The organism is Maribacter halichondriae (genome assembly GCF_027474825.1).
Classification (GTDB): Bacteria; Bacteroidota; Bacteroidia; order Flavobacteriales; family Flavobacteriaceae; genus Meishania; species Meishania halichondriae.
In genome coordinates, this window is record NZ_CP107030.1 from 2,066,246 (window position 1) to 2,089,183 (window position 22,938).

The 22,938-nt window shown below is 41.4% G+C and carries 19 protein-coding genes; 18 read left to right on the top strand and 1 reads right to left on the bottom strand.

Going from position 1 to position 22,938, the window contains the following annotated elements; translation table 11 throughout:
• Positions 1-54: 54 nt before the first annotated feature.
• The 18 genes from N8A86_RS09405 (at position 55) to N8A86_RS09490 (ending at position 21,281) form a co-directional block, all read left to right on the top strand.
• Positions 55-1,305, top strand: a complete 1,251-nt coding sequence (locus tag N8A86_RS09405) for a choice-of-anchor B family protein (RefSeq protein WP_273568826.1) — start codon at positions 55-57, stop codon at positions 1,303-1,305.
• Positions 1,305-2,651 (top strand): hypothetical protein, encoded by a 1,347-nt coding sequence (locus N8A86_RS09410; RefSeq protein WP_273568827.1) that lies wholly within the window; start codon positions 1,305-1,307, stop codon positions 2,649-2,651. The genes N8A86_RS09405 and N8A86_RS09410 overlap by 1 nt, the downstream gene beginning before the upstream one ends.
• Before the next feature lie 928 nt (positions 2,652-3,579).
• The gene (locus tag N8A86_RS09415) at positions 3,580-3,909 is read left to right on the top strand and encodes a HesB/IscA family protein (protein WP_273568828.1); all 330 of its coding nucleotides are present in this window, start codon (positions 3,580-3,582) and stop codon (positions 3,907-3,909) included.
• A 9-nt stretch (positions 3,910-3,918) separates the two neighbouring features.
• Positions 3,919-5,364 (top strand): Fe-S cluster assembly protein SufB, encoded by a 1,446-nt coding sequence (gene sufB / locus N8A86_RS09420; protein ID WP_273568829.1) that lies wholly within the window; start codon positions 3,919-3,921, stop codon positions 5,362-5,364.
• Positions 5,365-5,390: 26 nt separating this feature from the next.
• Entirely contained in the window at positions 5,391-6,143 is a 753-nt protein-coding gene (gene sufC / locus N8A86_RS09425; RefSeq protein WP_273568830.1) for a Fe-S cluster assembly ATPase SufC, read from the top strand.
• A gap of 32 nt (positions 6,144-6,175) precedes the next feature.
• Entirely contained in the window at positions 6,176-6,583 is a 408-nt protein-coding gene (locus N8A86_RS09430) for a four helix bundle protein (RefSeq protein ID WP_273568831.1), read from the top strand.
• Positions 6,584-6,610: 27 nt separating this feature from the next.
• Positions 6,611-7,927, top strand: a complete 1,317-nt coding sequence (gene sufD / locus N8A86_RS09435) for a Fe-S cluster assembly protein SufD (protein WP_273568832.1) — start codon at positions 6,611-6,613, stop codon at positions 7,925-7,927.
• The gene (locus N8A86_RS09440) at positions 7,917-8,600 is read left to right on the top strand and encodes a porin family protein (protein WP_273568833.1); all 684 of its coding nucleotides are present in this window, start codon (positions 7,917-7,919) and stop codon (positions 8,598-8,600) included. The genes sufD and N8A86_RS09440 overlap by 11 nt, the downstream gene beginning before the upstream one ends.
• Before the next feature lie 128 nt (positions 8,601-8,728).
• The gene (locus N8A86_RS09445) at positions 8,729-9,358 is read left to right on the top strand and encodes a porin family protein (RefSeq protein WP_273568834.1); all 630 of its coding nucleotides are present in this window, start codon (positions 8,729-8,731) and stop codon (positions 9,356-9,358) included.
• 68 nt (positions 9,359-9,426) lie between these two features.
• On the top strand, positions 9,427-10,641 hold the full coding sequence (locus tag N8A86_RS09450) for an aminotransferase class V-fold PLP-dependent enzyme (protein ID WP_273568835.1): 1,215 nt from the start codon (positions 9,427-9,429) through the stop codon (positions 10,639-10,641).
• 71 nt (positions 10,642-10,712) lie between these two features.
• Positions 10,713-11,135 carry a SufE family protein gene (locus N8A86_RS09455; RefSeq protein WP_273568836.1) on the top strand — a complete coding sequence of 141 codons (423 nt, stop codon included), beginning with the start codon at positions 10,713-10,715 and terminating at the stop codon, positions 11,133-11,135.
• Between the two features lie 5 nt (positions 11,136-11,140).
• The gene (locus tag N8A86_RS09460; protein WP_273568837.1) at positions 11,141-11,473 is read left to right on the top strand and encodes an SUF system Fe-S cluster assembly protein; all 333 of its coding nucleotides are present in this window, start codon (positions 11,141-11,143) and stop codon (positions 11,471-11,473) included.
• A 59-nt stretch (positions 11,474-11,532) separates the two neighbouring features.
• Positions 11,533-12,039 carry a DUF2480 family protein gene (locus N8A86_RS09465; protein ID WP_273568838.1) on the top strand — a complete coding sequence of 169 codons (507 nt, stop codon included), beginning with the start codon at positions 11,533-11,535 and terminating at the stop codon, positions 12,037-12,039.
• Between the two features lie 78 nt (positions 12,040-12,117).
• Complete coding sequence (locus tag N8A86_RS09470) at positions 12,118-13,050, top strand: DUF3078 domain-containing protein (RefSeq protein ID WP_273568839.1); 933 nt, start codon at positions 12,118-12,120, stop codon at positions 13,048-13,050.
• Positions 13,051-13,800: 750 nt separating this feature from the next.
• Positions 13,801-16,041, top strand: a complete 2,241-nt coding sequence (locus N8A86_RS09475; protein WP_273568840.1) for a ligand-binding sensor domain-containing protein — start codon at positions 13,801-13,803, stop codon at positions 16,039-16,041.
• A 58-nt stretch (positions 16,042-16,099) separates the two neighbouring features.
• Positions 16,100-17,728, top strand: a complete 1,629-nt coding sequence (locus tag N8A86_RS09480; protein ID WP_273568841.1) for a hybrid sensor histidine kinase/response regulator transcription factor — start codon at positions 16,100-16,102, stop codon at positions 17,726-17,728.
• 378 nt (positions 17,729-18,106) lie between these two features.
• Positions 18,107-19,072 carry a carboxypeptidase-like regulatory domain-containing protein gene (locus N8A86_RS09485; protein WP_273568842.1) on the top strand — a complete coding sequence of 322 codons (966 nt, stop codon included), beginning with the start codon at positions 18,107-18,109 and terminating at the stop codon, positions 19,070-19,072.
• A gap of 67 nt (positions 19,073-19,139) precedes the next feature.
• A complete protein-coding gene (locus N8A86_RS09490; protein WP_273568843.1) occupies positions 19,140-21,281 on the top strand; it encodes an IPT/TIG domain-containing protein in 2,142 nt (713 codons plus the stop codon).
• Positions 21,282-21,679: 398 nt separating this feature from the next.
• On the opposite strand, the gene hflX is transcribed toward N8A86_RS09490, so the two are convergent.
• Positions 21,680-22,891 carry a GTPase HflX gene (gene hflX, locus N8A86_RS09495; RefSeq protein ID WP_273568844.1) on the bottom strand — a complete coding sequence of 404 codons (1,212 nt, stop codon included), beginning with the start codon at positions 22,889-22,891 and terminating at the stop codon, positions 21,680-21,682.
• Positions 22,892-22,938 lie beyond the last annotated feature (47 nt).

Genomic DNA, 22,938 nt, shown 5'->3' on the forward strand with positions numbered 1-22,938 from the left:
AAACCAAATAACCTCGATTGTTTATCTTTACATAGTAACACTAATACCATCGCTATGAAAAAGTTTACAGTTTTATCTATGCTACTGCTTTATGTTTTGGGCTGTTCCAAAAATAATACGGACACAGAACCCGAACCCGAAATGCAACCTGAAATGCAAGGGGGCGATCAGCAAGCTTCAGTGTCTTTCATGCCCTGCGAAAATGGAAAGGCGGGAGAGTACGCCTGCAATGGGTATGACTTTTTGGGCCAATTGGATTTGCGTGCCTTTGATGCGCAGGCAGGGAACGATATATGGGGATGGACAGACCCAACGACCGATAAGGAGTATGCCTTGATGGGCCTTGACAACGGAACGGCTTTTATTGATATCTCCGATACTGAAAATCTAATCTATTTGGGAAAATTACCGTCTGCGACTGGTTCAAGCACTTGGCGAGACATCAAAGTGTATAAAGATCATGCTTTTATCGTATCCGAATCGGCCGGTCATGGTATGCAGGTTTTTGACCTTACCAGGCTGCGAAACGTTACCAATCCACCTCAGTCTTTTACCCAAGATGCTCGATATACGGGTTTTGGTAATGCGCATAATATCGTTATCAACGAGGAGACCGGTTTTGCTTACCCCGTTGGAACCGCCCGTGATGATGCCTTTTTCGGGGGCGCTCACTTTATCGATGTCCAAGACCCGAAAAACCCGGTCGGTGTCGGTGGTTATGGAGTGAGTGGATATTCCCATGATGCACAAGTTGTTACCTATAATGGTCCCGATAATGATTATTCAGGTGATGAGATATATATCGGGTCAAATGAAACCAATGTAGCCATCGCCAATGTGACCGATAAGGACAATCCCTTTCAGATTTCGTCATTGACCTATGGAAACAGGGCCTACACACATCAAGGTTGGTTTACCGACGACCAACGCTATTTTATTCTTGGTGACGAGCTCGATGAAACCAATTTTGGAGTCAACACCAGAACGTTGGTTTTCGATGTCAGTGATTTAGATAACCCCGTATTGCATATGGAATATACAGGCTCAAATTCGGCTATTGACCATAATGGATATGTTAAAGGAAACGAATTTTTTCTTGCAAATTATACAGCGGGTGTCCGTGTATTGGATATTTCAAACATTGGGGCCAAAACGATTACGGAAACAGGATTTTTTGACACTTTCCCGACTTCCAATACGGCTAGTTTCAGCGGTGTGTGGAGTGTATATCCCTATTTCGAAAGTGGAAAGATTATTGTAAGTGATATCAACAGAGGATTGTTCGTGATCCAAAAATCGAACTGATGCGAAAACTGGCATTGCTTTTTTTGTTTTTTGTTTTCTCCTGTTCTACGGATGACAGTGGGGGAGGTGCTATCATCGGTCAGCAGGATGCTGCTTTTTTAGGCGAACTCGATCGGGTTCAAAGTTTTGGTGGATCGGGTGAAGATACCCCAAGAGATGTCATTGGTACTTCAGATGGCGGGTATGCCGTTTTGGGCTTCAGCAATAGTACTGATGGAGACCTTCAGGGCAAAAATCTTCCGGTGATGGACTATTGGTTATTGAAGTTCGATAGCGAAGGAGATTTACAATGGAACAAGACCTACGGCGGAAGCGGAGAAGACTTGGGCCAAAGTTTGATTCAGACAAATGACGGGGGGTATGCCTTAACGGGCTATGCCCAAAGTGCCGACGGTGACGGAAGTAATAATAATGGTTTTCATGATAATTGGATCATAAAGCTGGACGCGTCCGGAACAATAGAATGGGAGCGGAGTTTCGGTTTTTCGGGGCATGACCATTCCTACGATATCCTCCAAACCGAAGATGGTGGTTTTTTCTTTGTAGGCTTTTTGGATATTACTTCGGCCCGGGCGGATGGCTATACGGAAAAAGGAGGTTCACTCACACGACATGGGGTAGGAGAATTTTGGGGAACGAAAATAGATGCCCAGGGCGATATTGAATGGCGCAGGTATTTTGGCGGTACGAACAATGACAGGGCACATGCGGTCGTTCAGAGCGAAGATGGAGGGTTCGTGATGGCGGGTTTTACGGAAAGCAACGATTTCGATATCAAAAACAGCAGGGGAAGCTATGATTTTTGGGTTTTGAAAATCGACAATTCCGGTAATTTAGTTTGGGAACGGTCTTTCGGCGGGTCAGGTATCGAAATCGCCTACGATATTTCCAAAACGAACGACAATGGCTTTGTTATTACAGGAAACACGTTTAGTGATGATGGCGATGTTTCAACAAGCAAGGGAGAATCGGATATTTGGCTTATCAAAATAGACGATGGAGGGAACCTGCTTTGGGAAAAAACATATGGTGGTACCCAGTTTGATGCTGCCCAGAGCGTTCAAGAAAGTGCCGATGGTGGATTCATTATTACGGGCAACTCCAAAAGCACCGATGTCGATTTGATGGCCAATGTCGGCGAGAATGATTTATGGCTTATCAAGACCGATGCCTTGGGCAATTTGGTGTGGCAAAAAAGTTTCGGTGGCAATGCCATTGATTTTGGTTTTGACGCGGTTGAAAATGCGGATAGAAGTATTATTCTTGTGGGCGAGACTTCGAGCACCGATTTTCTTGAATTTCAAAACAAAGGAAAGTCTGATGTTGTTGTTCTTAAAATAAAGTAATGTGTAATTTTTTCAGGGATTGGTCGTTATGACTAAAACCGAGAAATGAAGAAATTTTTAGCTCTGTTTATTTTAATTCTCTTCCATAAATTCTCCTTTGGCCAAGACATAGGTTTTCATCTCGGGGTTAATTTTGCCAATCAAACACACAAAAAAATTCCTTAAGGTCTACCAGATTATAAAAGTGTTGAGGGTATTCGAATAGGTGTAGACTTAACAGAGGCCATTTCAAAAAACTTGAATTATAGGCTTGGGGTTGGCTATAGTCAACGAGGAGCTAATCGAGATTGGGATTTCACCGAAACGACTTTCATCTACAAAATAAGAAGTACTTTAGATTACATTGAAGTGCCAATATCCCTCATCTATCATAATTCAGAGAAAAAAACGACTCCTTACATTTCCGTCGGATCATATTTATTCATTTTTGATTTCAAGTCAATTTGCACCTCCCTCAAGATCGAATGCTTGGGAACTCTTTAATAAGAATGATTTTGGAATAAAATGGGGTGCTGGTCTTAAAGTTGATCAAGTCTGGTTTGAAATCACCTATGATTTAGGCCTGTCGAATGTCTGTTTATGTAACGACAGATTTATAATTAAGAATAGAAATTTGAGTTTGACCGCGAGATATTTTCCAAAATTCTTCAAGAAGCAGAAGAAGTGGTAATTTGATGTTGTGGTCTTCTAACGGAATAAAATCGGAATGTTTCGCTTTGACTTGTCCAAAGATGTCTTGCTGAGCTAAGCGCAGGGAGGCTTCCTAGAAAACGGCTAGTACTTTCGATTATTTAATAAATCCGCTTTGCTTTTCTCCTTCTTCCCATAAAAAATCCTTATCTACCTATACGTTATATTAATGTTAGGAAATGAGGTAAAACCCTACTAAACTTCTATATTTGTAAACTATTTAGAATCGAAACAAATAATGATACAGGTTTCAGAAACAGCTAAGAAAAGGGTTGTCAACCTTATGGAAGAAGAGGGTTTTGACGCTACGAAAGACTACGTTCGAGTTGGTGTGAAAAGTGGAGGGTGTAGTGGCCTATCGTACGAATTGAACTTCGATAATAAAGTTGATGATTCAGACAAGGTTTTTGAAGATAATGATGTCCGCATCATTGTTGACAAAAAGAGTTTTTTGTATTTGGTAGGAACGATACTCGAGTATTCGGGTGGCCTAAACGGAAAAGGTTTTGTATTCAATAACCCCAACGCTCAGCGCACTTGTGGATGCGGAGAAAGTTTTTCACTCTAAAAAAAGAACATGGCATATACCGAAGAGGAATTGAAAAAAGAACTCGAAACCAAGGAATATGAGTATGGTTTCTACACCGATATCGAATCGGATACGTTTCCCAATGGCCTGAACGAAGAAATTGTCATTGCCATATCCAAAAAGAAGGAAGAGCCTGAATGGATGACCTTATGGAGATTGGAATCCTTTAAATATTGGAAGGAAATGGTCGAGCCCGAATGGGCCAATGTACGCTATAAAAAACCTGATTTTCAGGCAATCTCGTATTATTCAGCTCCGAGCAGCCAACCTAAATATGATAGTTTGGATGAGGTGGATCCCGAATTGCTGGACACTTTTAAAAAACTGGGAATATCGCTTGACGAACAGAAAAAACTGGCCGGGGTTGCAGTCGATATCGTAATGGATTCGGTTTCCGTCGCCACCACGTTCAAGAAGACCTTAGCCGAAAAAGGAATCATCTTTTGCTCCATTTCCGAAGCCATCAGAGAGCATCCAGAATTGGTAAAGAAATATATCGGTTCCGTTGTTCCGCAAAAAGATAACTTTTATGCCGCATTGAATTCCGCAGTATTTTCCGATGGAAGCTTCTGCTACATTCCAAAAGGAGTTCGCTGCCCCATGGAGCTTTCCACTTATTTTAGGATTAATCAAGCGGGTACCGGACAGTTCGAAAGAACTTTGGTGATTGCCGACGAGGGCAGTTATGTAAGTTATTTGGAAGGCTGTACGGCCCCATCAAGAGATGAAAACCAACTGCATGCTGCGGTTGTGGAGCTAATTGCACTGGATGGCGCAGAAATAAAATACTCAACAGTACAAAATTGGTATCCAGGCGGAAAGGACGGAGTTGGTGGTGTATTCAATTTTGTGACCAAGAGAGGGCTATGCGAGAAAAACGCTAAGATTTCTTGGACTCAGGTCGAGACTGGATCTGCCGTAACCTGGAAATATCCTTCTTGTATTTTGAAGGGAGATAATTCTATTGGAGAGTTTTACTCCATTGCGGTAACCAACAATTATCAGCAGGCCGATACAGGCACGAAAATGATCCATTTAGGAAAGAACACGAGAAGTACGATTATATCCAAGGGAATATCCGCCGGAAAATCACAGAACAGTTACCGCGGTTTGGTGCAGGTAAATAGTCGCGCCGAGAATGCTCGTAACTTTTCGCAATGTGATTCCTTACTGATGGGTAACGAATGTGGGGCACATACCTTTCCATATATTGAGGTCAAGAACAAGACGGCGCAGATAGAACATGAGGCGACGACAAGCAAAATTGGCGAGGACCAGATTTTCTATTGCAACCAAAGAGGGATCCCAACGGAAAAGGCCATCGCCTTGATAGTCAACGGTTTTAGCAAAGAAGTCTTGAATAAACTGCCCATGGAATTTGCCGTTGAAGCGCAAAAACTATTGGAAATAAGCCTTGAAGGCTCGGTGGGATAAAATTTGTAGAACAAACACAAAATAAAATGCTTAAAATAAAAAACCTGCACGCCAGTGTAGAAGATAAAGAAATATTAAAAGGAATAAACCTTGAGGTAAACGCAGGTGAGGTACATGCGATAATGGGCCCGAATGGTTCTGGCAAAAGTACATTGGCCGCTGTTATCGCTGGAAAGGAAGAATTCGAAGTCACCAAAGGATCTATAGAACTCGAAGGCGAGGATTTAGAAGATGCTTCCCCTGAGGAACGGGCCCACAAGGGTATTTTTCTATCGTTTCAATATCCGGTGGAAATTCCCGGAGTTTCTGTGACCAATTTTATGAAAACCGCCATCAACGAAACCCGAAAGGCAAAGGGACTCGAAGATATGCCAGCCAATCAGATGTTGAAGCTCATCCGTGAGAAATCGGAGATGTTGGATATCGATCGTAAATTCTTGTCCCGTTCATTGAACGAAGGTTTTTCAGGTGGGGAGAAGAAGCGGAACGAAATTTTTCAATTGGCCATGTTGGAACCAAAGCTAGCGATATTGGACGAAACCGATTCCGGACTCGATATCGACGCCCTAAGAATCGTTGCCAATGGAGTCAATAAATTGAAAAGCAAGGAGAATGCGGTCATCGTGATTACCCATTATCAAAGGCTCTTGGAATATATTGTCCCCGATTTTGTACATGTGCTCCATGATGGTAAAATCGTAAAATCGGGTGGTAAAGAACTTGCATTCGAGCTTGAAGAGAAGGGTTACGATTGGATTAAACAGGAAACTGTGGTTTAGTTTCAGGTTTCTTGTTTCTGTTGTTTCAGGTTATGGCTACGATAAAACGTTTTGAGGATTTGGAAATATGGCAAGAAGCCAGAAGACTTTCGAAAGAAATTATAAAGCTGTCAAGATCAACTGATTTAAAAAATGATTTTAAGTTACGAGAACAGATCAAAAGTTCTTCGGGTTCGGTAATGGATAATATCGCCGAAGGTTTTGAAAGAGACGGAAATATTGAGTTTAGACAGTTTTTATCAACAGCCAAGGCATCCGCGGGCGAATCAAGATCACAGTTGTACCGGCTTTTTGATAATGATTATATCAAACAAGATGAATTGCAAAAATTAGCTTCGGAATATGAAACCCTGAGTAGAAGAATCGCAAACTTCATCAACTATTTGAACAAAAAAGATTTCAAGGGAACAAAGTTTAGGCACAACGAAGCTGAAACTTGAAACTTGAAACCTGAAACTTTTTTAAAGATGGACCTAAAAGACAAATTAATATCATCCTTCATGATGTTCGAGAACAACATCGATATCGAACATCCGGTACACGACGTTCGTGTAGATGCCATGAAGAACTTTGAAATGAAAGGCTTCCCATCCAAAAAAGAAGAGGCTTGGAAATATACTTCATTGAACAGCCTTCAAAAAGTCGATTTTAGTATTTTCCCAAAAGAAGTCAACGCACTTGAATATAAGGATGTCAAAAAGTATTTCATTCATGAGATAGATACCTACAAAATTGTATTTATCGATGGGATCTATAGTTCCTATCTTTCCGAAACCACCCATGACGGGGTCGATATTTGTCTAATGAGCTCTGCCCTGACGAAGCCGATGTACAAGCCCGTTATCGATGTGTATTTCAATAAAGTGGCCTCAAAAGATGAGTCGTTGACTACTTTGAACACGGCATTTAGCCGGGAAGGAGCCTATATCTACATTCCAAAAAATAAAATGCCGAAAAAACCTGTCGAAATCTTACACTTTGCGACAGGCAACGAATCGACATTAATGTTACAGCCCCGTAATCTCATTATTGTCGAGGAAAATGCAGAATTACAGGTAATCGAAAGGCATCAAAGTTTGACCAGCAATGAAGTATTGACCAATTCGGTTACGGAGATTTTTGCTGCCAAGAATGCTATTGTGGATTATTATAAGGTTCAGAATAATGTGGGTTCGGCATCTCTGATAGACAATACTTATATTGACCAAAAGGATAAAAGTGTTGTTAAGGTGCATACTTTTTCTTTCGGTGGAAAATTGACCCGCAACAACTTGAATTTTTATCAAAACGGTGAATATATCGATTCAACCATGAAAGGGGTTACGATTTTGGGTGAAAAACAACATGTAGATCACCATACCTTGGTGCACCACATTGAGCCCAACTGCGAAAGCCATCAGGATTATAAAGGTATTTATGGTGAGAATTCCACAGGTGTTTTCAACGGAAAAATCATAGTTGAAAAGTTGGCCCAAAAGACCAATGCCTTTCAGCAGAACAATAATATTCTGATCAGCGATAAGGCCACCATCAATACCAAGCCCCAATTAGAAATTTTTGCAGATGACGTAAAATGTTCCCATGGTTGCACCATAGGTCAATTGGATGAGGAAGCTCTTTTCTACCTGCAATCCAGAGGAATTCCGAAAAAGGAGGCCAGGGCTTTATTGATGTACGCTTTTGCCAATAACGTGCTGCAAAGTGTTCGTATTCCTGAATTAAAAACCCGCATCAACAAATTGATCGCCAATAAATTAGGAGTAAACCTTGGCTTTGATCTGTAAATCGAATTCAATAAAGAATAATGGAGCGAAAGCAACCTTGTTGTTTTCGCTTTTCTGTTTTTTAGTAACATTTAACATCGGTGCTCAAGATATCCATTTTGGAGTTAAAGGTGGATTGAATTATTCTTCAATAATCGGTAATTTGACCGAAGGACTCAAGTTTCGTTTTTCAGGGCATGGGGGTATTTTTTTGCAAATGGAGCTTTCCGATAAATTCGCTTTGCAGCCTGAAGTATTGTATTCCTCCCAAGGATTTCAATATAGTACAGATCTGGCGGCTATTCAGAATGGCACCGTCATTGCAGGGGATAACGATTTTCGCACTAATGTACAATTGAACTACCTAACCGTACCTATTTTAGGAAAATTTGCACTTGGCAACGAAGTCACCCTCGATTTTGGCCCCCAATTCGGATTTCTCTTGAACCAAGTTACGAAAATCAAGAACCTTGACGAACTTGAAGATTCGAATACCGATGAACGTAACTTGGTATCGGGTGATTTTCAACTGGATTATGGCGCGGCCATCGGTCTGGGTATTAAAGTCAACGAACAGTTTTCGGTGTCGCCGAGATTTTATATAGGTTTACGCAACAGGCTCAACGGTTTGCCCGATACCATGCAGAATTATAATGTTGCTATTCAGCTTTCGGTAAATTATACCTTTCCTTGAAAAAGGGAATTTTATTTAGGCATGCGATTTTAAATTTTGTTGAATGAAGTGATTTATGTTCCGAATTCCAAAGCAACCCAAATAGCGTTTAGGCATCTTTATTGCAGACATCCTTAAATGCTATTTCGATGCATCTAAAATCAGTGATTCTTTTGTTTTTTGGTTCGTTCATTTGTAATTCGATACTGCACGGCCAAGAAATTCATTTGGGCGTTAAAGCGGCCATCAACTACACCGATGTGCTGGGAAATTATTTTTACGAAAATGTCAAGGCCAAACCTTCATATGAAGCCGGTATTTTTGCCGAATTTCCGGTACGTGGCAAATGGACCTTTCATCCAGAAGTATTATATGTTTCTAGGCGCACATCAGTCGATTTTCTGGACCCTAGAAATTTTCAAGAATTTTCGGTCGATAGAAAAGTGGACTTTCATTCACAGCTTTTGGCAGTTCCCCTGATTACCAAATACACTATAAACGATTCTTTCAGTATTGAACTCGGGCCGCAGCTGAATTTTCTTCTCAGGGCGGAGGGCAAGTCTTCAGGTATTGAATTTGAGGACGATGATGAGCTCTCTTTCGATATTGGCCCGACCTTAGGCGTCGGCTATGGCCTGAATGATCGGTTTAAATTACAATTGCGTTACTTTATCGGTCTTTCTGACGTGTTTAGAAAAGAAAATATTGTCGGCTATGAAATCAATAGAGACCGATATACCAGTGTCTTCCAACTTGGGCTGGGCTATGTGATTTTCTGAGGAATAATAGCGTAATCCTACCTATATTTATTGCATACCCAGTATCTTTGCAGTTCATTTGAATTGCTATGTTCAACGTTGCTAAAATCCGAAAAGACTTTCCTATTCTGAACCGTCAGGTCAACGGAAAACCTTTGGTATATCTCGACAATGCCGCCACTTCCCAAACTCCGAAACAGGTCATCGATGTAATTGTAGATTATTATTCGAACTATAATGCGAACATCCATCGTGGCGTTCATGCCCTTTCACAAGAAGCCACGGATAAATATGAACAAGCGCGACAGAAAATACAAAGACACTTCAATGTAGCCAAGTCGCATGAAGTCATTTTTACATCGGGCACGACGCACGCCATCAATTTAGTGGCGAACGGATTTTCATCCATCCTAAAGAAAGGCGATGAGATTTTGGTTTCGGCTATGGAACATCATTCGAATATTGTTCCGTGGCAGATGCTCGCTGAACGGACCGGAGCCGTATTGAAAGTGATCCCAATGAATCAGGAAGGTGAATTGTTGATGAACACGTATCAAGAAATGCTGTCCGAAAAGGTAAAACTGGTTTTCTGCAATCATGTATCCAACGCATTGGGAACCATCAATCCCATTGAAAAAATCATAAATATGGCCCATGATGTTGGAGCCGCCGTCTTAATCGATGGTGCGCAAGCCGCTCCACATATCAAAGCCGATATGCAAAAATTGGACGTTGATTTCTATACCGTATCCGCCCACAAAATATGTGGCCCGACAGGAGCGGGAATGTTGTACGGAAAAGAAGAGTGGCTCAATAAACTTCCACCATATCAAGGTGGAGGCGAAATGATCGCCGAAGTGACGTTTGAAAAGACCACCTATGCCGATTTGCCACATAAGTTCGAAGCCGGAACCCCGAATATCTGTGGAGGAATCGCTTTTGGCGGCGCCCTAGATTATATGAATGCCATAGGTTTCGAGTCTATCGCGGAATATGAACATGAACTTTTGGACTATGCGACCAAAAAGCTTCTGGAAATAGACGGATTAAAGATTTACGGTACCGCTAAAAACAAGACTTCGGTCATTTCGTTCAACATCGATAACATTCACCCCTATGATATTGGGACCATTCTAGACAAATTGGGTATAGCGGTGAGAACGGGTCATCATTGTGCCCAGCCGATTATGGATTTTTATAAAATTCCCGGTACGGTACGGGCTAGTTTTTCCTTTTACAATACCAAAGAGGAAGTCGATATCTTGGTCGAAGGGGTGAAAAGGGCGAAAAATATGCTGCTGTAACCATTTGTTATCATTCCCTTAAAGTATTGAATCCCAGCTGTACTTATCGTATTTTTGTTTAAAATCAATGCATGAAGATTAAAGAAATACAAGAAGAAATAGTAGATGAGTTTTCGATGTTCGAAGATTGGATGCAGCGGTACGAATATATGATCGAACTCGGAAAGTCACTACCGTTGATCGATGAAAAATATAAAACCGATGACAACATAATCAAAGGATGTCAAAGCAAGGTATGGGTACATGCCGAGCTTGAAGACGACAAATTGATTTTTACCGCCGATAGCGATGCCATTATTACCAAAGGAATCATTGCGATCTTGATCCGCGCTTTTAGCAACCAAAAGCCCCAAGATATTATTGAGGCCGATACCGAGTTTATTGATGAAATCGGACTCAAGGAACATTTGTCCCCGACACGGGCCAACGGATTGGTAAGCATGATCAAGCAATTGAAGTTATATGCGGTAGCGTACCAAACACAATTAAATTAAAAAAAATGAGCGAAGAAACTACAATGGTAGATACCCAAGAATTGGGCGAGAAAATAGTTAGTGTATTGAAGACCATATATGATCCTGAAATTCCTGTTGACATTTATGAACTGGGCCTGATCTATGATGTATTTGTAAACGAAGACAACGAGGTCAAAATTTTAATGACCTTGACATCGCCCAATTGTCCGGTCGCGGAAACACTACCGGTCGAGGTCGAGGAGAAAGTAAAGTCTTTGAACGCCGTTTCCGATGCCGAGGTCGAAATCACCTTTGACCCACCATGGACCCAAGATTTGATGAGTGAAGAAGCAAAATTAGAGTTGGGGCTTTTATAAACAAGAATTTTGTCATTTCCGCGAAGGCGGAAATCTATTGAACTTTAGGGAAAAGCCAGATGCAGGAAGAAATCATAAACCGCGTAGCCCAGAGCAAACTAATCACCTTTGATTTAGAGGATTACTACCCAGAAGGAAAAAGGGTGCTTTTAGATATTAAGGATTGGCTTCACGAAGGCTTTATTCTCAAAGAAAAAGAATTCAGGGCTTTCGTTTTGTCGCATGATTGGGAACAATATCAAAATACATATGTGGCATTACACTGTTCTACCGATGCGATCGTACCCGGTTGGGCTTACATGCTGGTGACTACAAAACTACAGTCTTATGTTGCCAAAGTCGTTCAAGGAAATCTTCAAGACCTTGAGACTTCGGTGTATCAATCTATACTAGAAAACTTGGATCTTTCGGAATTCAAGGATAAAATGGTCATTATTAAGGGCTGTAGTAAAAAACCGGTGCCGCCCAACGCATATTTGTTAATAACCTCAAGGCTACAACCCGTCGTAAAAAGTCTCATGTATGGCGAGGCATGCTCCTCCGTGCCCTTGTTCAAAAACAAATAATTGTTAATAACAGTGATTGTATATTGTTAACAATTCTTACATTTGCCCTTCATTAACACAATTAAAACACTACACATTATGAAAAGATTAGTAATTGGTATGTTGGCGATTTTAGCCTTTTCGACATCATACGCCCAGACCATTGATGAACTAAAGACGGAACAAGCCACCAAAAAAGACTCGATTGCCGACATTCAAGGCAGGGTCGATGCCCTTCAAGGTCAAATCGATGCTTTCCCGGGATGGAAAAAAGGAATTTTTGGCACCATTGGGGCCAATCTTTCCGGATCTAAAAACTGGTATTCGCAAGGTACTCCAAATAACTCCTCTGGAAACATAGGCATTGGGGTAAACGCATTTGCGAATTTAGATCGTGATAAGTTTTTCTGGCGAAATTCAGGAAACGTCAACCTGCAATGGGTAAAGTTGGACAACAAGGATATCGCCACCGATAACGATAGTTTTAACGGTACTACCGATGTTTTCAATATTACCTCACTTTATGGCTATAAACTGAGTAAGAATTTTGCGATTTCGGCCTTAGGGGAATATCGTACCTCTATTATCAACAATTTTAATGACCCTGGATATTTAGATTTAGGGGTCGGTGCCACTTGGACACCCATTACCGATATGGTCGTGGTGATACATCCATTGAACTACAACTTTGTTTTTGCTAAGGATGATGCGACCTATCAATCTTCTTTGGGAGCGAAAATTGTAGTAGACTATACCAGACAGATTGGAGCGATAAACTTTAAGACCAATTTCTCGACCTTCCAGAGCTATGAAACGAGTAATCTTTCAAACTGGACATGGATCAATTCTTTTGGATATACCTTATGGAAAGGTATAGGACTCGGTTTTGAGTTTGGCCTGCGTAACAACAAACAGGAAGAACTGGCAAATGCCTTGGCGCAAACTCCTGTTCCGACACCTGCACCCACTTTTGATAATATCGACGTGAAGACGCAGAGCTATTGGTTGTTCGGTCTGAACTATTCTTTTTAGCAACTATTATAACCTCTTCGAAATAAAAAACGCCCCGTCGTCGGGGCGTTTTCGTTAAGTAGGATCGTTAAATTTGGTTAAACAGTCAAAAAAATTAAACCCTTAGGTCAAGCTCAGATTTGGGCAAATCCAAATATTAGTTATTGGTTAAGCTGAGGTTTGTTTGAGACAAAACATCAAATAATAAATACATGGCGAATGTATATGTACCGATCCGCATTGCTAAATTTTTGTTGTGAACATATCAAAAGCTGTTGTGAAGTGCGTTAAAGTGTGTGGTATGATCGATGAAATACTATGGTATTGAAGGTTTTGAGTAAATAAAAAAGCCCCGAGTTCTCGGGGCAATTTTTTAGTTAAGTAGGTCTATTCATAAAATTTGGTCTAAGCTTTTGTAGGTTCTAAAAGTTGGCTTTTGGCGAAACCGGTTTTTAGATTTTCAGTCAAGTTCACAGTGTGATTTGGGGTCAACACTATCACTTAATTACATTGTAAATCTAAGCCGGTTTTCGGATGTATCTAAATTATTGTTGTGAACCTATCATATAATGTTGTGAAAAATATGAGTGGTTTCCTTTCTTCGATGAATGGAACTATTTTTTCACGAAAAGGAACTAGAGTATTAGCACCAATGGTATGTTCTGCTTTATAATTGATATGATACTAGTTAAGATTAGGTATCTTTAATAATACAATACTTTAGGAGATGAACCGATTGCTTCTCCCCCCTTGTTACTTATCACTTCATTGTTGACCTCACAATCAGCGGGGGATGGTATTGAATTGGGCGACCCTTTTATTCGCAATTATACGACCGAAGAGTATCCAGGTCACATGCAGAATTGGTCCATTACGCAAGATAGAAATGGTTTCATCTATGCAGGCAATGGCAACGGTGTTTTGGAATACGATGGAGAATCTTGGAGGCTCATACCGCTTGATGACCTGAATGCAGTTCGGTCAATAGCTATTGATGAAAACAACGTAAAATGGGTGGGTGGCGATAGGGAATTGGGGTATCTGGAACCCGATTCATTAGGATTTCTCCGATACATATCCCTAAAAAATAAAATCCCGCCATCTCATGCTCTAACGGCGAATGTTTGGAATGTATTCACCACAAATGTAGGTGTTGTATTTCGGGGAGGCGATACAATATACATTTGGAGAAACGGAGTATTTCAAATAATCCCGAATAAGGGAAGAATTCATACGGGTTTTCAGGTTGGCGAAAGAATATTTTTTAGGCTATACGAAAAGGGCCTATACGAATTACAGGATGGAAAATTAAATCTGATTCCGCAAGGAGAAGTATTCAAGGATATTCGTGTCTATGCCGCACTGCCATTTAAGGACAATTCCATATTGCTGGGCACGAGAGATGCCGGACTTTTTGTTTACGATGGAACTTCCGTAAGCAAGTTTGAAAATGAGATCGATGACTATCTTATAAGCAACCGTTTGTACAATGGCTTGCACTTGCCAGATACTACCTATGCCTTTACGACCTTACGAGGAGGGTTGATTATCATTGGCGAAAATGGCAAAATACGCAGGACTATCACAACAAAGAATGGACTTTTAAATGATGAAATATATGGTATTTGTTTAGATGACCGGAATGGAATTTGGCTGGGGTTACAAACAGGAATTTCACATATTGAACATTTACGACCCTATACTTTTTTTGGCAAAAAAATGGGGCTCGGAGGAACAGTGGATGCCTTTGCAAGACATAAGGGAAAATTATATGTGGGTACCTACGACGGAATCCACTCTTGGGAACATTCGTCCACGGAGAACGGGTATCGATTCAAAAGAATAGATGAGATAAATAGTGGATGCACATCACTTCTTTCCACCAATGATTGCCTTTTGGCACTTACAGACGATGGAACGTTTGAAATCAGGAACGGGGCCATCGAAAAGTTGAACAATCTAAAGGGAGTTTTTTCTTACCGATCCCAAATAGACACCAATAGAATATTTATAGGCCACAAAGAGGGTCTGGCTACGTTATATTTCTTCGAAGGCGCATGGCAGAACGAAAGTACCATCGGACAAATTGACGAAGAAGCCATATCAATGACCGAAACAGGAACCAATACACTTTGGTTGGGGACACGAGTTGACGGAGTCGTTAAAATAGAATTTCCTTCGATGCGTGGCGAAAAATGGAAGCGGAACCCCGAAAATCTTAAAATTTACCACTACAACCAAAAGCACGGCCTGCCACATGGCTGGAACAAAGTTTATACCATTGACGGACAGTTGCGGGTTACCGCGAATACCGAAATGGGGCCACCCTTGTTCAAGTTCGATGCTACGGCGGACAGCTTTATACCAGATACCGAATTTGGCAAAAAGTTCGGATTGGATTCCGTAATGGTACATCCTTTGGCAGTTCAAGACAACGGCACCTATATGCTATTAAAATCACTTTCCATAGCAGGATGGCCGTCTAGATTTTCTTCGTATAAAAACGCACAAACAGGAAAATACAGGGTCACAAAACTACAGGATTGGAGGTTTAGTGGCCATTACAAGGTTTTTTGGGAAAATCAAAATTTGTTTTGGTTAGGAAGTGAGGACGTAGTACGTTACGAGATTCCAAAAAATCCCGAAAATGTTCCACCGTTTAAAACATTTATTCGAAAAGTAATATCCGGACAAGATTCCATTATATACGGAGGGGTGCAAGTCGCCTTTAACAATCCCAAGCTTAAACACTCCCATAGAGGGCTACGATTTCAGTTTGCGGCACCTATTTTTGATGATTCCCAATCCAAAACATATCAATATTTCTTAAAAGGATTTGATAAAGAATGGTCCAATTGGAGTCATGAAACCCAAAAAGACTATACGAATATATATGAGGGGGACTATCAGTTTTTGGTAAGAGCTAAAGATGTTCATGGTGAAGTAAGCGAACCCGCTTTTTTTCTTTTTCAATATTGCCCCCTTGGTATCGCTCTTTGTGGGCCTATTTAGTATACCTGTTACTTTTTGTCGGATTTTTTGGACCATCTTAAAACTGCGTTCCCGCCAATTGAAGGCACAGAACGAAGCCTTGGAAAAACTAATTGCCGTGCGAACATCCGAAGTACAACATCAGGCCAACCAACTAAAAATACAAGCAGAAAAATTGCAGGAATTGGACAAGGCCAAGTCCCGATTCTTTGCCAACATTTCCCACGAGTTCCGTACGCCACTTACGTTGATCAATGGCCCCATTGAGCAGATGGAACAGAACTTCACTGAAAAACTGAACATGGATACGGTAAAAATGATTAGACGCAATGCCAATCGCCTGCTCAATATGGTCAACCAATTGCTGGATCTTTCAAAAATAGACGAGGGCAGTTTAAAGTTGGCACCCACCGAGGGCGATGTCTATAAATGTATTCGTGCAGCGGCATCCTCTTTTAATTCGCATGCCGCACAACGCAATATGGATTATAGAGTAGAGATTCCCCCAACCGTGCTTTGGGCCTCTTTTGACCGGGATAAACTGGAAAATATAATTTATAATTTATTGGGCAACGCCTTTAAATTCAGTAGTGACGGTGCTAAAATTTCTTTTGTGACTGATTATAATAAATATGGCCTCCAAATTCAGGTTTCCGATGCGGGCAAGGGTATCGCTGCCGAGAAACTTCCTTTTATTTTTGATCGCTTTTATCAGGCCGATAGCAGCGACACTCGTGATAAAGGGGGTTCGGGTATCGGACTTTCACTGTCCAAAGATTTGGTGGAATTGATGGACGGCACCATCACCGTCTCAAGTGAAGAGGGTAAGGGCACCTTCTTTACCGTGCAATTGCCCATTCAAGAAATCAAAACACGCCAGAAGAAAACTTTAGAAGATGTTCCAACCTTAGAAATACCTGTGCTTAAAAAACCGTTCGCCTTGTCCAGTACCGATAAAAGAAAGCTGCCTACCATCTTGTTGGTAGAGGACAATAGCGACATGCGGTACTTCATAACGCAGCATCTGATTGAATTCTATAAGGTAAAGGAGGCCGTCAATGGTGAAGTAGGCCTGCAAAAAGCAATTGCCGACTCCCCAGATTTAGTAATTACAGATTTGATGATGCCGAAATTGGATGGGATAGAACTCTGCAAAAAGTTGAAGACCGATTTACATACCAGCCACATACCGGTAATCATGTTGACCGCCAAAGCGGGAATGGACAATAAATTGGAAGGTCTTGAAACAGGAGCCGACGACTATTTGACAAAGCCATTTGATGGCAAGGAACTACTTGTGCGGGCAAAAAACCTTATAGAGCAGCGACAAAAGCTCCGGGAGCTGTTTAGTAACAAAGCAGTGAAAATCGATCCGAAAAAAATAACAGTCACTTCCGTTGACCAAAAGTTTTTGGAACAGGTTCTGGAACTACTCGAAACGAATTTCTCCAGTCCCGATTTTGGGGTGCCCCAAATGCAGGATAACTTGGCCATGAGTAAAACTCAACTGCATAGAAAATTAAAAGTGCTGACCAACGAAGCTCCCGGAGAACTGCTCCGCAATTTTCGGATAAAAAGGGCTGCCCAATTATTGTCACAAAAAGAGGACAGTGTTACTCAGATTGCCTACAAGGTCGGGTTTAGCAATCTCTCTTATTTCGCAAAGTGCTTCAAGGAACTTTATGGAGTAGTACCGTCGGCATATTGATTCCCGATAGCTATCGTCAACATCTAAGAAATTTTAGGAATTTGTCATAACTTTTACAGTAGACCTAAATTTCTGTACCCGTTTACATATCACAATATCGAGCTTAAAAAATTAAGCATTTTAGAAACTTCAAACGGAGCGCTCACGGCCTGCTTTTTCACCATCCATCATCACAATATCTCCAGCTATAATTAAATAGCTACCATTTATCATTTGAACCAAGATTCCAACCCTGGAACCCTATTGTTATCATCTGGAACCCAGCTGTTAGCAATCTGGAAACTAATGAAATAGCTTTGATTCATCAATTGGTTGAAATAAAAAGACAACTAAAAAATGCTCCCCATATATAATGGTAAATCCAAAAAATCTACAGTTATGAAAACAGTAAGAAACAACAGGACTATTAAAGGCGATGTTTTATTTACGGCCATGATTCTTTTTTCAATGGTGCTTATGGCATGCAGTAAAAGTGACCCACCTCAAAACCCAGAACCAATACCCATTGGGGGGTCGGCCATAAAGGGTACGGTAAAAGATGAAAAAGGCAATCCCTATCCTAAAACTGGAGTTACATTTTCAAAAGGATCGGAGAAAGTTGAGATGATTACAAATGTCTCCGGCAATTTTGAAGGCGAAACGAAAGACCTCGGCACATATAGTGCTACCCTATTACCGCCCTTGTCAACCGAAATAGTGACCAACCTTCCCGTTTCGGTAAATGTACAGGCAAATCAAACGGCGACTGTAGATTTTGTCATTCAGCCACAATCTGTAAAAGCCCATTTGAACTTTGGGAGCGTCCAAATATTGGAAGAAATTGTCGATATGAATGGAAATACCCCAACAGATCCAAATGAACCGTTATATGCCAAAAACAACTTCGATGAACCTTTAGGCTTGCTCACTGAAATTAAGGCTCCTGATGGGCATCAGGTTATTTTGTCAGAATTTCAAACCGCACAAGGAAACATGATTGTGCATTGCAATGGCAATTCTTCTACTATTGAAATTGCTCTGGAGGGGATGATCCCTAATGGCACCTATACTTTTTGGTTGGCCTTTCTCAAAAAAACGAGAAAAGTAGGTGAACAGATTGATTTTGCCAATGATTTTGTCAACTTCAACAACCCACCGATAGGTGCATCCAACGGTACGGAGAACATTGCGGTTGCCGATGCTAGTGGAAAAATTGACGTGACTCTCGAACATGGTTCGTGCATTCTTACCGATGAAGTGGCCCTTGTAATCCCAGTCCTATACCATATAAATGGACAAACCTTTGGGGGCGGCCATGTGCCCGATCCCGAAGAAATGGTGCATATGCTGGTTTACTTTCAATAGGCCTTTGGCTAAATCTGGCAAAAAAAGTTCCTCATAATTAAGTAGTAAACTATTAAAAATTTAGATTATGGAAACAAAATTTCAAATCAAGAATCTCATAAGTTTGACTTTGGATCGGCGAATTAAAAATGCTCCATTTCTACTTTCGCTTTTAGGAATAGTTTTGTTCTTAGGGGCATTTATGGGTTGCAGTAAAAGTGAACCGGTTGAAAATCAAACTCCCGACCCTGTAGCGAAGAACCCTACGATAACATCGATTAGTCCCACAAGTGGAATTGAAGGGACTGAAGTAACCTTTACCGGCACAAATTTTAGCAGTTTTTTGGACGACAATGCTGTCACCTTTAATGGTGTGGCAGGTACCGTAAAATCATCTTCCACCAAACAATTGATTGCCGTAGTTCCTGCGGAGGCAACTTCGGGAGCTGTGGCTGTAACTGTTAACGGTAAAAATGCACAAGGACCCTCATTTACGGTTGTCACTGGTACCGCATTCGATTGCGGCAACAATGAGATTACCGAAGATACTGTTTGGGAAGATGTAGAAGCAGGTGATGCCATTGATTATATTGTCCAATGCGAAATTTTGGTTAAAGGAAATGCCCTGCTCACAATCGAACCCGGAGTAATCATTGCCTTTGAGGGAGAAGCGAGTGGCATTTTTACTGTTGAAGGGGGAGGATTAAAAGCCATAGGCACAGCTTCAGACCCCATAAAATTTATAGGTACCAGTGAAAACAAAGGAGTATGGAAGGGAGTTTATTTTGCCTCTAACCATCCTGAAAACCGGCTAGAACACGTTACCGTGATGAATGCCGGGAGGGTGGCATCAGGGCAATCCAAAGAAAAAGGGGCTGTTCAGCTAAGTCAAGGCGATGATTCGCGAGGCGCCATTGTGAACTGCACCATTAGCAACAATAACGGATTCGGAGTTTTTATTACGAATAATAGTGATTTGGACGAATTCTCCGGTAACAACATTACCAACAATGAAAGTGCACCCGTAGGCCTGTTTTTTAACCAAATCGGTGCGTTGGATGAAGCTACGGCATATACGGGCAATGGCAAGAATTACATAGAAGTTCGTCAAAATGACCTTGAGGAAGAAGTAAGTATGGCGACCTTGAACGTACCTTACCGTTTTGTTGAAAGTAATAGATATAATATCAACAATGCCTTGACCATTGGCGCAGGTAATATTCTGGAATTTACGAACGGAGCTGGATTTAGGTTAGGAGAACAGGCATCAGATTGTATTACCACCACAGGTTCCTTGAATGCCACTGGTACCGACGAAAATCATATTGTCTTTAAAGGTGTGACCGCGGGCAAAGGCACTTGGCTGGGTATCGGTTTTAATTCAACCAGTCCGAACAATAATTTGATTTACTGTGACATTTCTGGAGGGGGAAGCGCAAATCTTTATAATGGTTCTTCCTTTGCAGCCAATGTTACCTTGCAGTGCGAAGCCCGTGTGAAAATTCAGAATACCAGTATTACCGATAGCGGAGGTTTTGGTGTCTATATGTTGGATGAGGACACGAAACTTGAAGATTTTGAGAACAACATGCTGACCAATAATGAACTGGCTCCTATTTTGATCCACTTTCCCCAAGTAGACCAGTTGGATGTGGCTTCGTCCTATGCAGAAGGGAATGGCAGGGGCTATATTGAGGTAATGGGCCAGTCAATTACGGACGCCGACCTTACGATTGCGAAACTGGAAGTGCCCTACCGCATTGGAAAGGCTAGATCAGGAACGGCCCCCTATGTGGGAAGAGCATTGACCATAGAACCTGGGGTAATTTTAGAATTTGAACCCTCTATAGGAATAATTCTTGGGCATGCGAGTTTTGATTGTACACCGCTTACCGGCTCCCTGCATGCCGAAGGTACGGAGGAAGAACCTATTATTTTTAGGGGGATTACAGAGGGACAAGGAACATGGCGCGGTATTGGAATAAATTCGAGCACTTCTGCCAATGTTCTGAAGTATTGTGAGATTATAGGTGGCGGCGGCAACCAAATGTACAATGCCGGTGGGCAAGGTAACATAGTGATTCACTGTCAAGGATCCCTTGCTATTGAGAATAGTACTATCAAGGATAGTGGTTCGTGGGGTATTGATTTCGTACAGGGTGGCAACGTATTGAGCGAATCGAGTAATGATTTTTCCAACAATGCAGCTGGGGATATTGCCCCAAATTAGTTCTTTACAAAGAGTGTTTCAAAAAAAAGCCCCGCACTAGCGGGGCTTTTTTTTTGTAAGTAGGTCTATTCGTAAAATTTGGTCTAAGCTTTTATAGGTTCTAAAAGTTGGCTTTGGGGAAACCGGTTTTTAGATTTTCGGTCAAGCTCACAGTGCGATTTGGGGTCAACACTATCACTTAATTACATTGTAAATCTAAGCCGGTTTCCCGAGGTATCTAAATAATTGTTGTGAACTTACCTGAGAATGTTGTGAAAAATATGAGTGGTGCGATTTCTTGGATGAACTACATCTCAATTAAGAAAATGAAGGTCTAATTTACTTTGCACTTAATTCCAATTTCTACCCAGTTTCAATTTTTGGAACCTACCTGCCAGCAGCCAGGTTTGGCATTTTCTTCAATACTGATCTAAATGCTCCGGGTACAAGAAGTTATTGTATGGAAAACGCGTGACATGAATTTCACGAACCTCATCGTAGACCCGTTTTCGAAACTCGTCCATGTTCTCTTTGTTTAGGGCGGAAATAAAAATAGCATCCTTACCGACACGTTGCATCCAGGTGTTTTTCCATTCATCGATCGTGAAGTGCCTTTCGGTCTTTTCTGTGGTCAAGTCATCACTATCGATGGTCTCATGTTCATATTGATCAATTTTATTAAAGACCATGATTGTTTTTTTATCGGCACTTTCGATTTCTCCCAAAATATTGTTTACAGAATCGATTTGTTCCTCGAACTGTGGGTGCGAGATATCGACTACGTGAAGCAACATATCGGCCTCCCTTACCTCATCCAGAGTACTTTTGAAACTTTCGACCAATTGTGTGGGTAGCTTTCGAATAAAACCGACAGTATCGCTAAGTAAAAATGGAAGGTTTCCAATGACCACCTTGCGTACCGTAGTATCGAGGGTAGCAAAGAGTTTGTTCTCGGCGAAGACATCACTTTTGCTGATGACGTTCATTAAGGTAGACTTTCCGACATTGGTATATCCGACAAGGGCAACTCGAACCAAAGCGCCACGATTGCCACGTTGGGTTTCCATTTGCCGGTCGATTTTTAACAACTTCTTTTTGAGCAAAGAAATACGGTCGCGTACGATTCGTCTATCCGTTTCGATTTCGGTTTCACCGGGGCCACGCATTCCGATACCACCTCGTTGGCGTTCCAGGTGTGTCCAGAGTCCGGTCAATCGGGGCAACAGATATTCATATTGGGCCAGTTCAACTTGAGTTCTTGCATAACTGGTCCGGGCACGTTGGGCAAAAATATCGAGGATCAGGCTTGTTCGGTCGATGATTTTACAACGCAGTTGTTTTTCGATATTTCGTTGTTGTGCCGGGGTCAGTTCATCATCGAAGATGACCGATCCTATTTCATTTTCTTCCACAAACATCTCCACCTCCTTCATTTTTCCACTCCCTATAAGGGTTTTGGGGTCGGGCGGGTCCATGCGCTGAACAAAGCGTTTAACGACTTCTCCCCCTGCCGTGTAGGTCAAGAATTCAAGTTCGTCTAGATATTCCGTTACCTTTTCTTCATTCTGTTCGCGATTGATGACACCGATCAATACCGCCTTTTCATAGTCTATGTCTTTCTTCTCTAGCATGTGGTGGATTAAAGTGCAAATTTAATCAATACCAAGCTAGCTTATTT

Coding starts and splice junctions, on each gene's coding strand:
- N8A86_RS09405 (WP_273568826.1), top strand. CDS start 55: ATGAAAAAGTTTACAGTTTTATCTATGCTACTGCTTTATGTTTTGGGC.
- N8A86_RS09410 (WP_273568827.1), top strand. CDS start 1,305: ATGCGAAAACTGGCATTGCTTTTTTTGTTTTTTGTTTTCTCCTGTTCT.
- N8A86_RS09415 (WP_273568828.1), top strand. CDS start 3,580: ATGATACAGGTTTCAGAAACAGCTAAGAAAAGGGTTGTCAACCTTATG.
- sufB (WP_273568829.1), top strand. CDS start 3,919: ATGGCATATACCGAAGAGGAATTGAAAAAAGAACTCGAAACCAAGGAA.
- sufC (WP_273568830.1), top strand. CDS start 5,391: ATGCTTAAAATAAAAAACCTGCACGCCAGTGTAGAAGATAAAGAAATA.
- N8A86_RS09430 (WP_273568831.1), top strand. CDS start 6,176: ATGGCTACGATAAAACGTTTTGAGGATTTGGAAATATGGCAAGAAGCC.
- sufD (WP_273568832.1), top strand. CDS start 6,611: ATGGACCTAAAAGACAAATTAATATCATCCTTCATGATGTTCGAGAAC.
- N8A86_RS09445 (WP_273568834.1), top strand. CDS start 8,729: ATGCATCTAAAATCAGTGATTCTTTTGTTTTTTGGTTCGTTCATTTGT.
- N8A86_RS09450 (WP_273568835.1), top strand. CDS start 9,427: ATGTTCAACGTTGCTAAAATCCGAAAAGACTTTCCTATTCTGAACCGT.
- N8A86_RS09455 (WP_273568836.1), top strand. CDS start 10,713: ATGAAGATTAAAGAAATACAAGAAGAAATAGTAGATGAGTTTTCGATG.
- N8A86_RS09460 (WP_273568837.1), top strand. CDS start 11,141: ATGAGCGAAGAAACTACAATGGTAGATACCCAAGAATTGGGCGAGAAA.
- N8A86_RS09465 (WP_273568838.1), top strand. CDS start 11,533: ATGCAGGAAGAAATCATAAACCGCGTAGCCCAGAGCAAACTAATCACC.
- N8A86_RS09470 (WP_273568839.1), top strand. CDS start 12,118: ATGAAAAGATTAGTAATTGGTATGTTGGCGATTTTAGCCTTTTCGACA.
- N8A86_RS09485 (WP_273568842.1), top strand. CDS start 18,107: ATGAAAACAGTAAGAAACAACAGGACTATTAAAGGCGATGTTTTATTT.
- N8A86_RS09490 (WP_273568843.1), top strand. CDS start 19,140: ATGGAAACAAAATTTCAAATCAAGAATCTCATAAGTTTGACTTTGGAT.
- hflX (WP_273568844.1), bottom strand. CDS start 22,891: ATGCTAGAGAAGAAAGACATAGACTATGAAAAGGCGGTATTGATCGGT.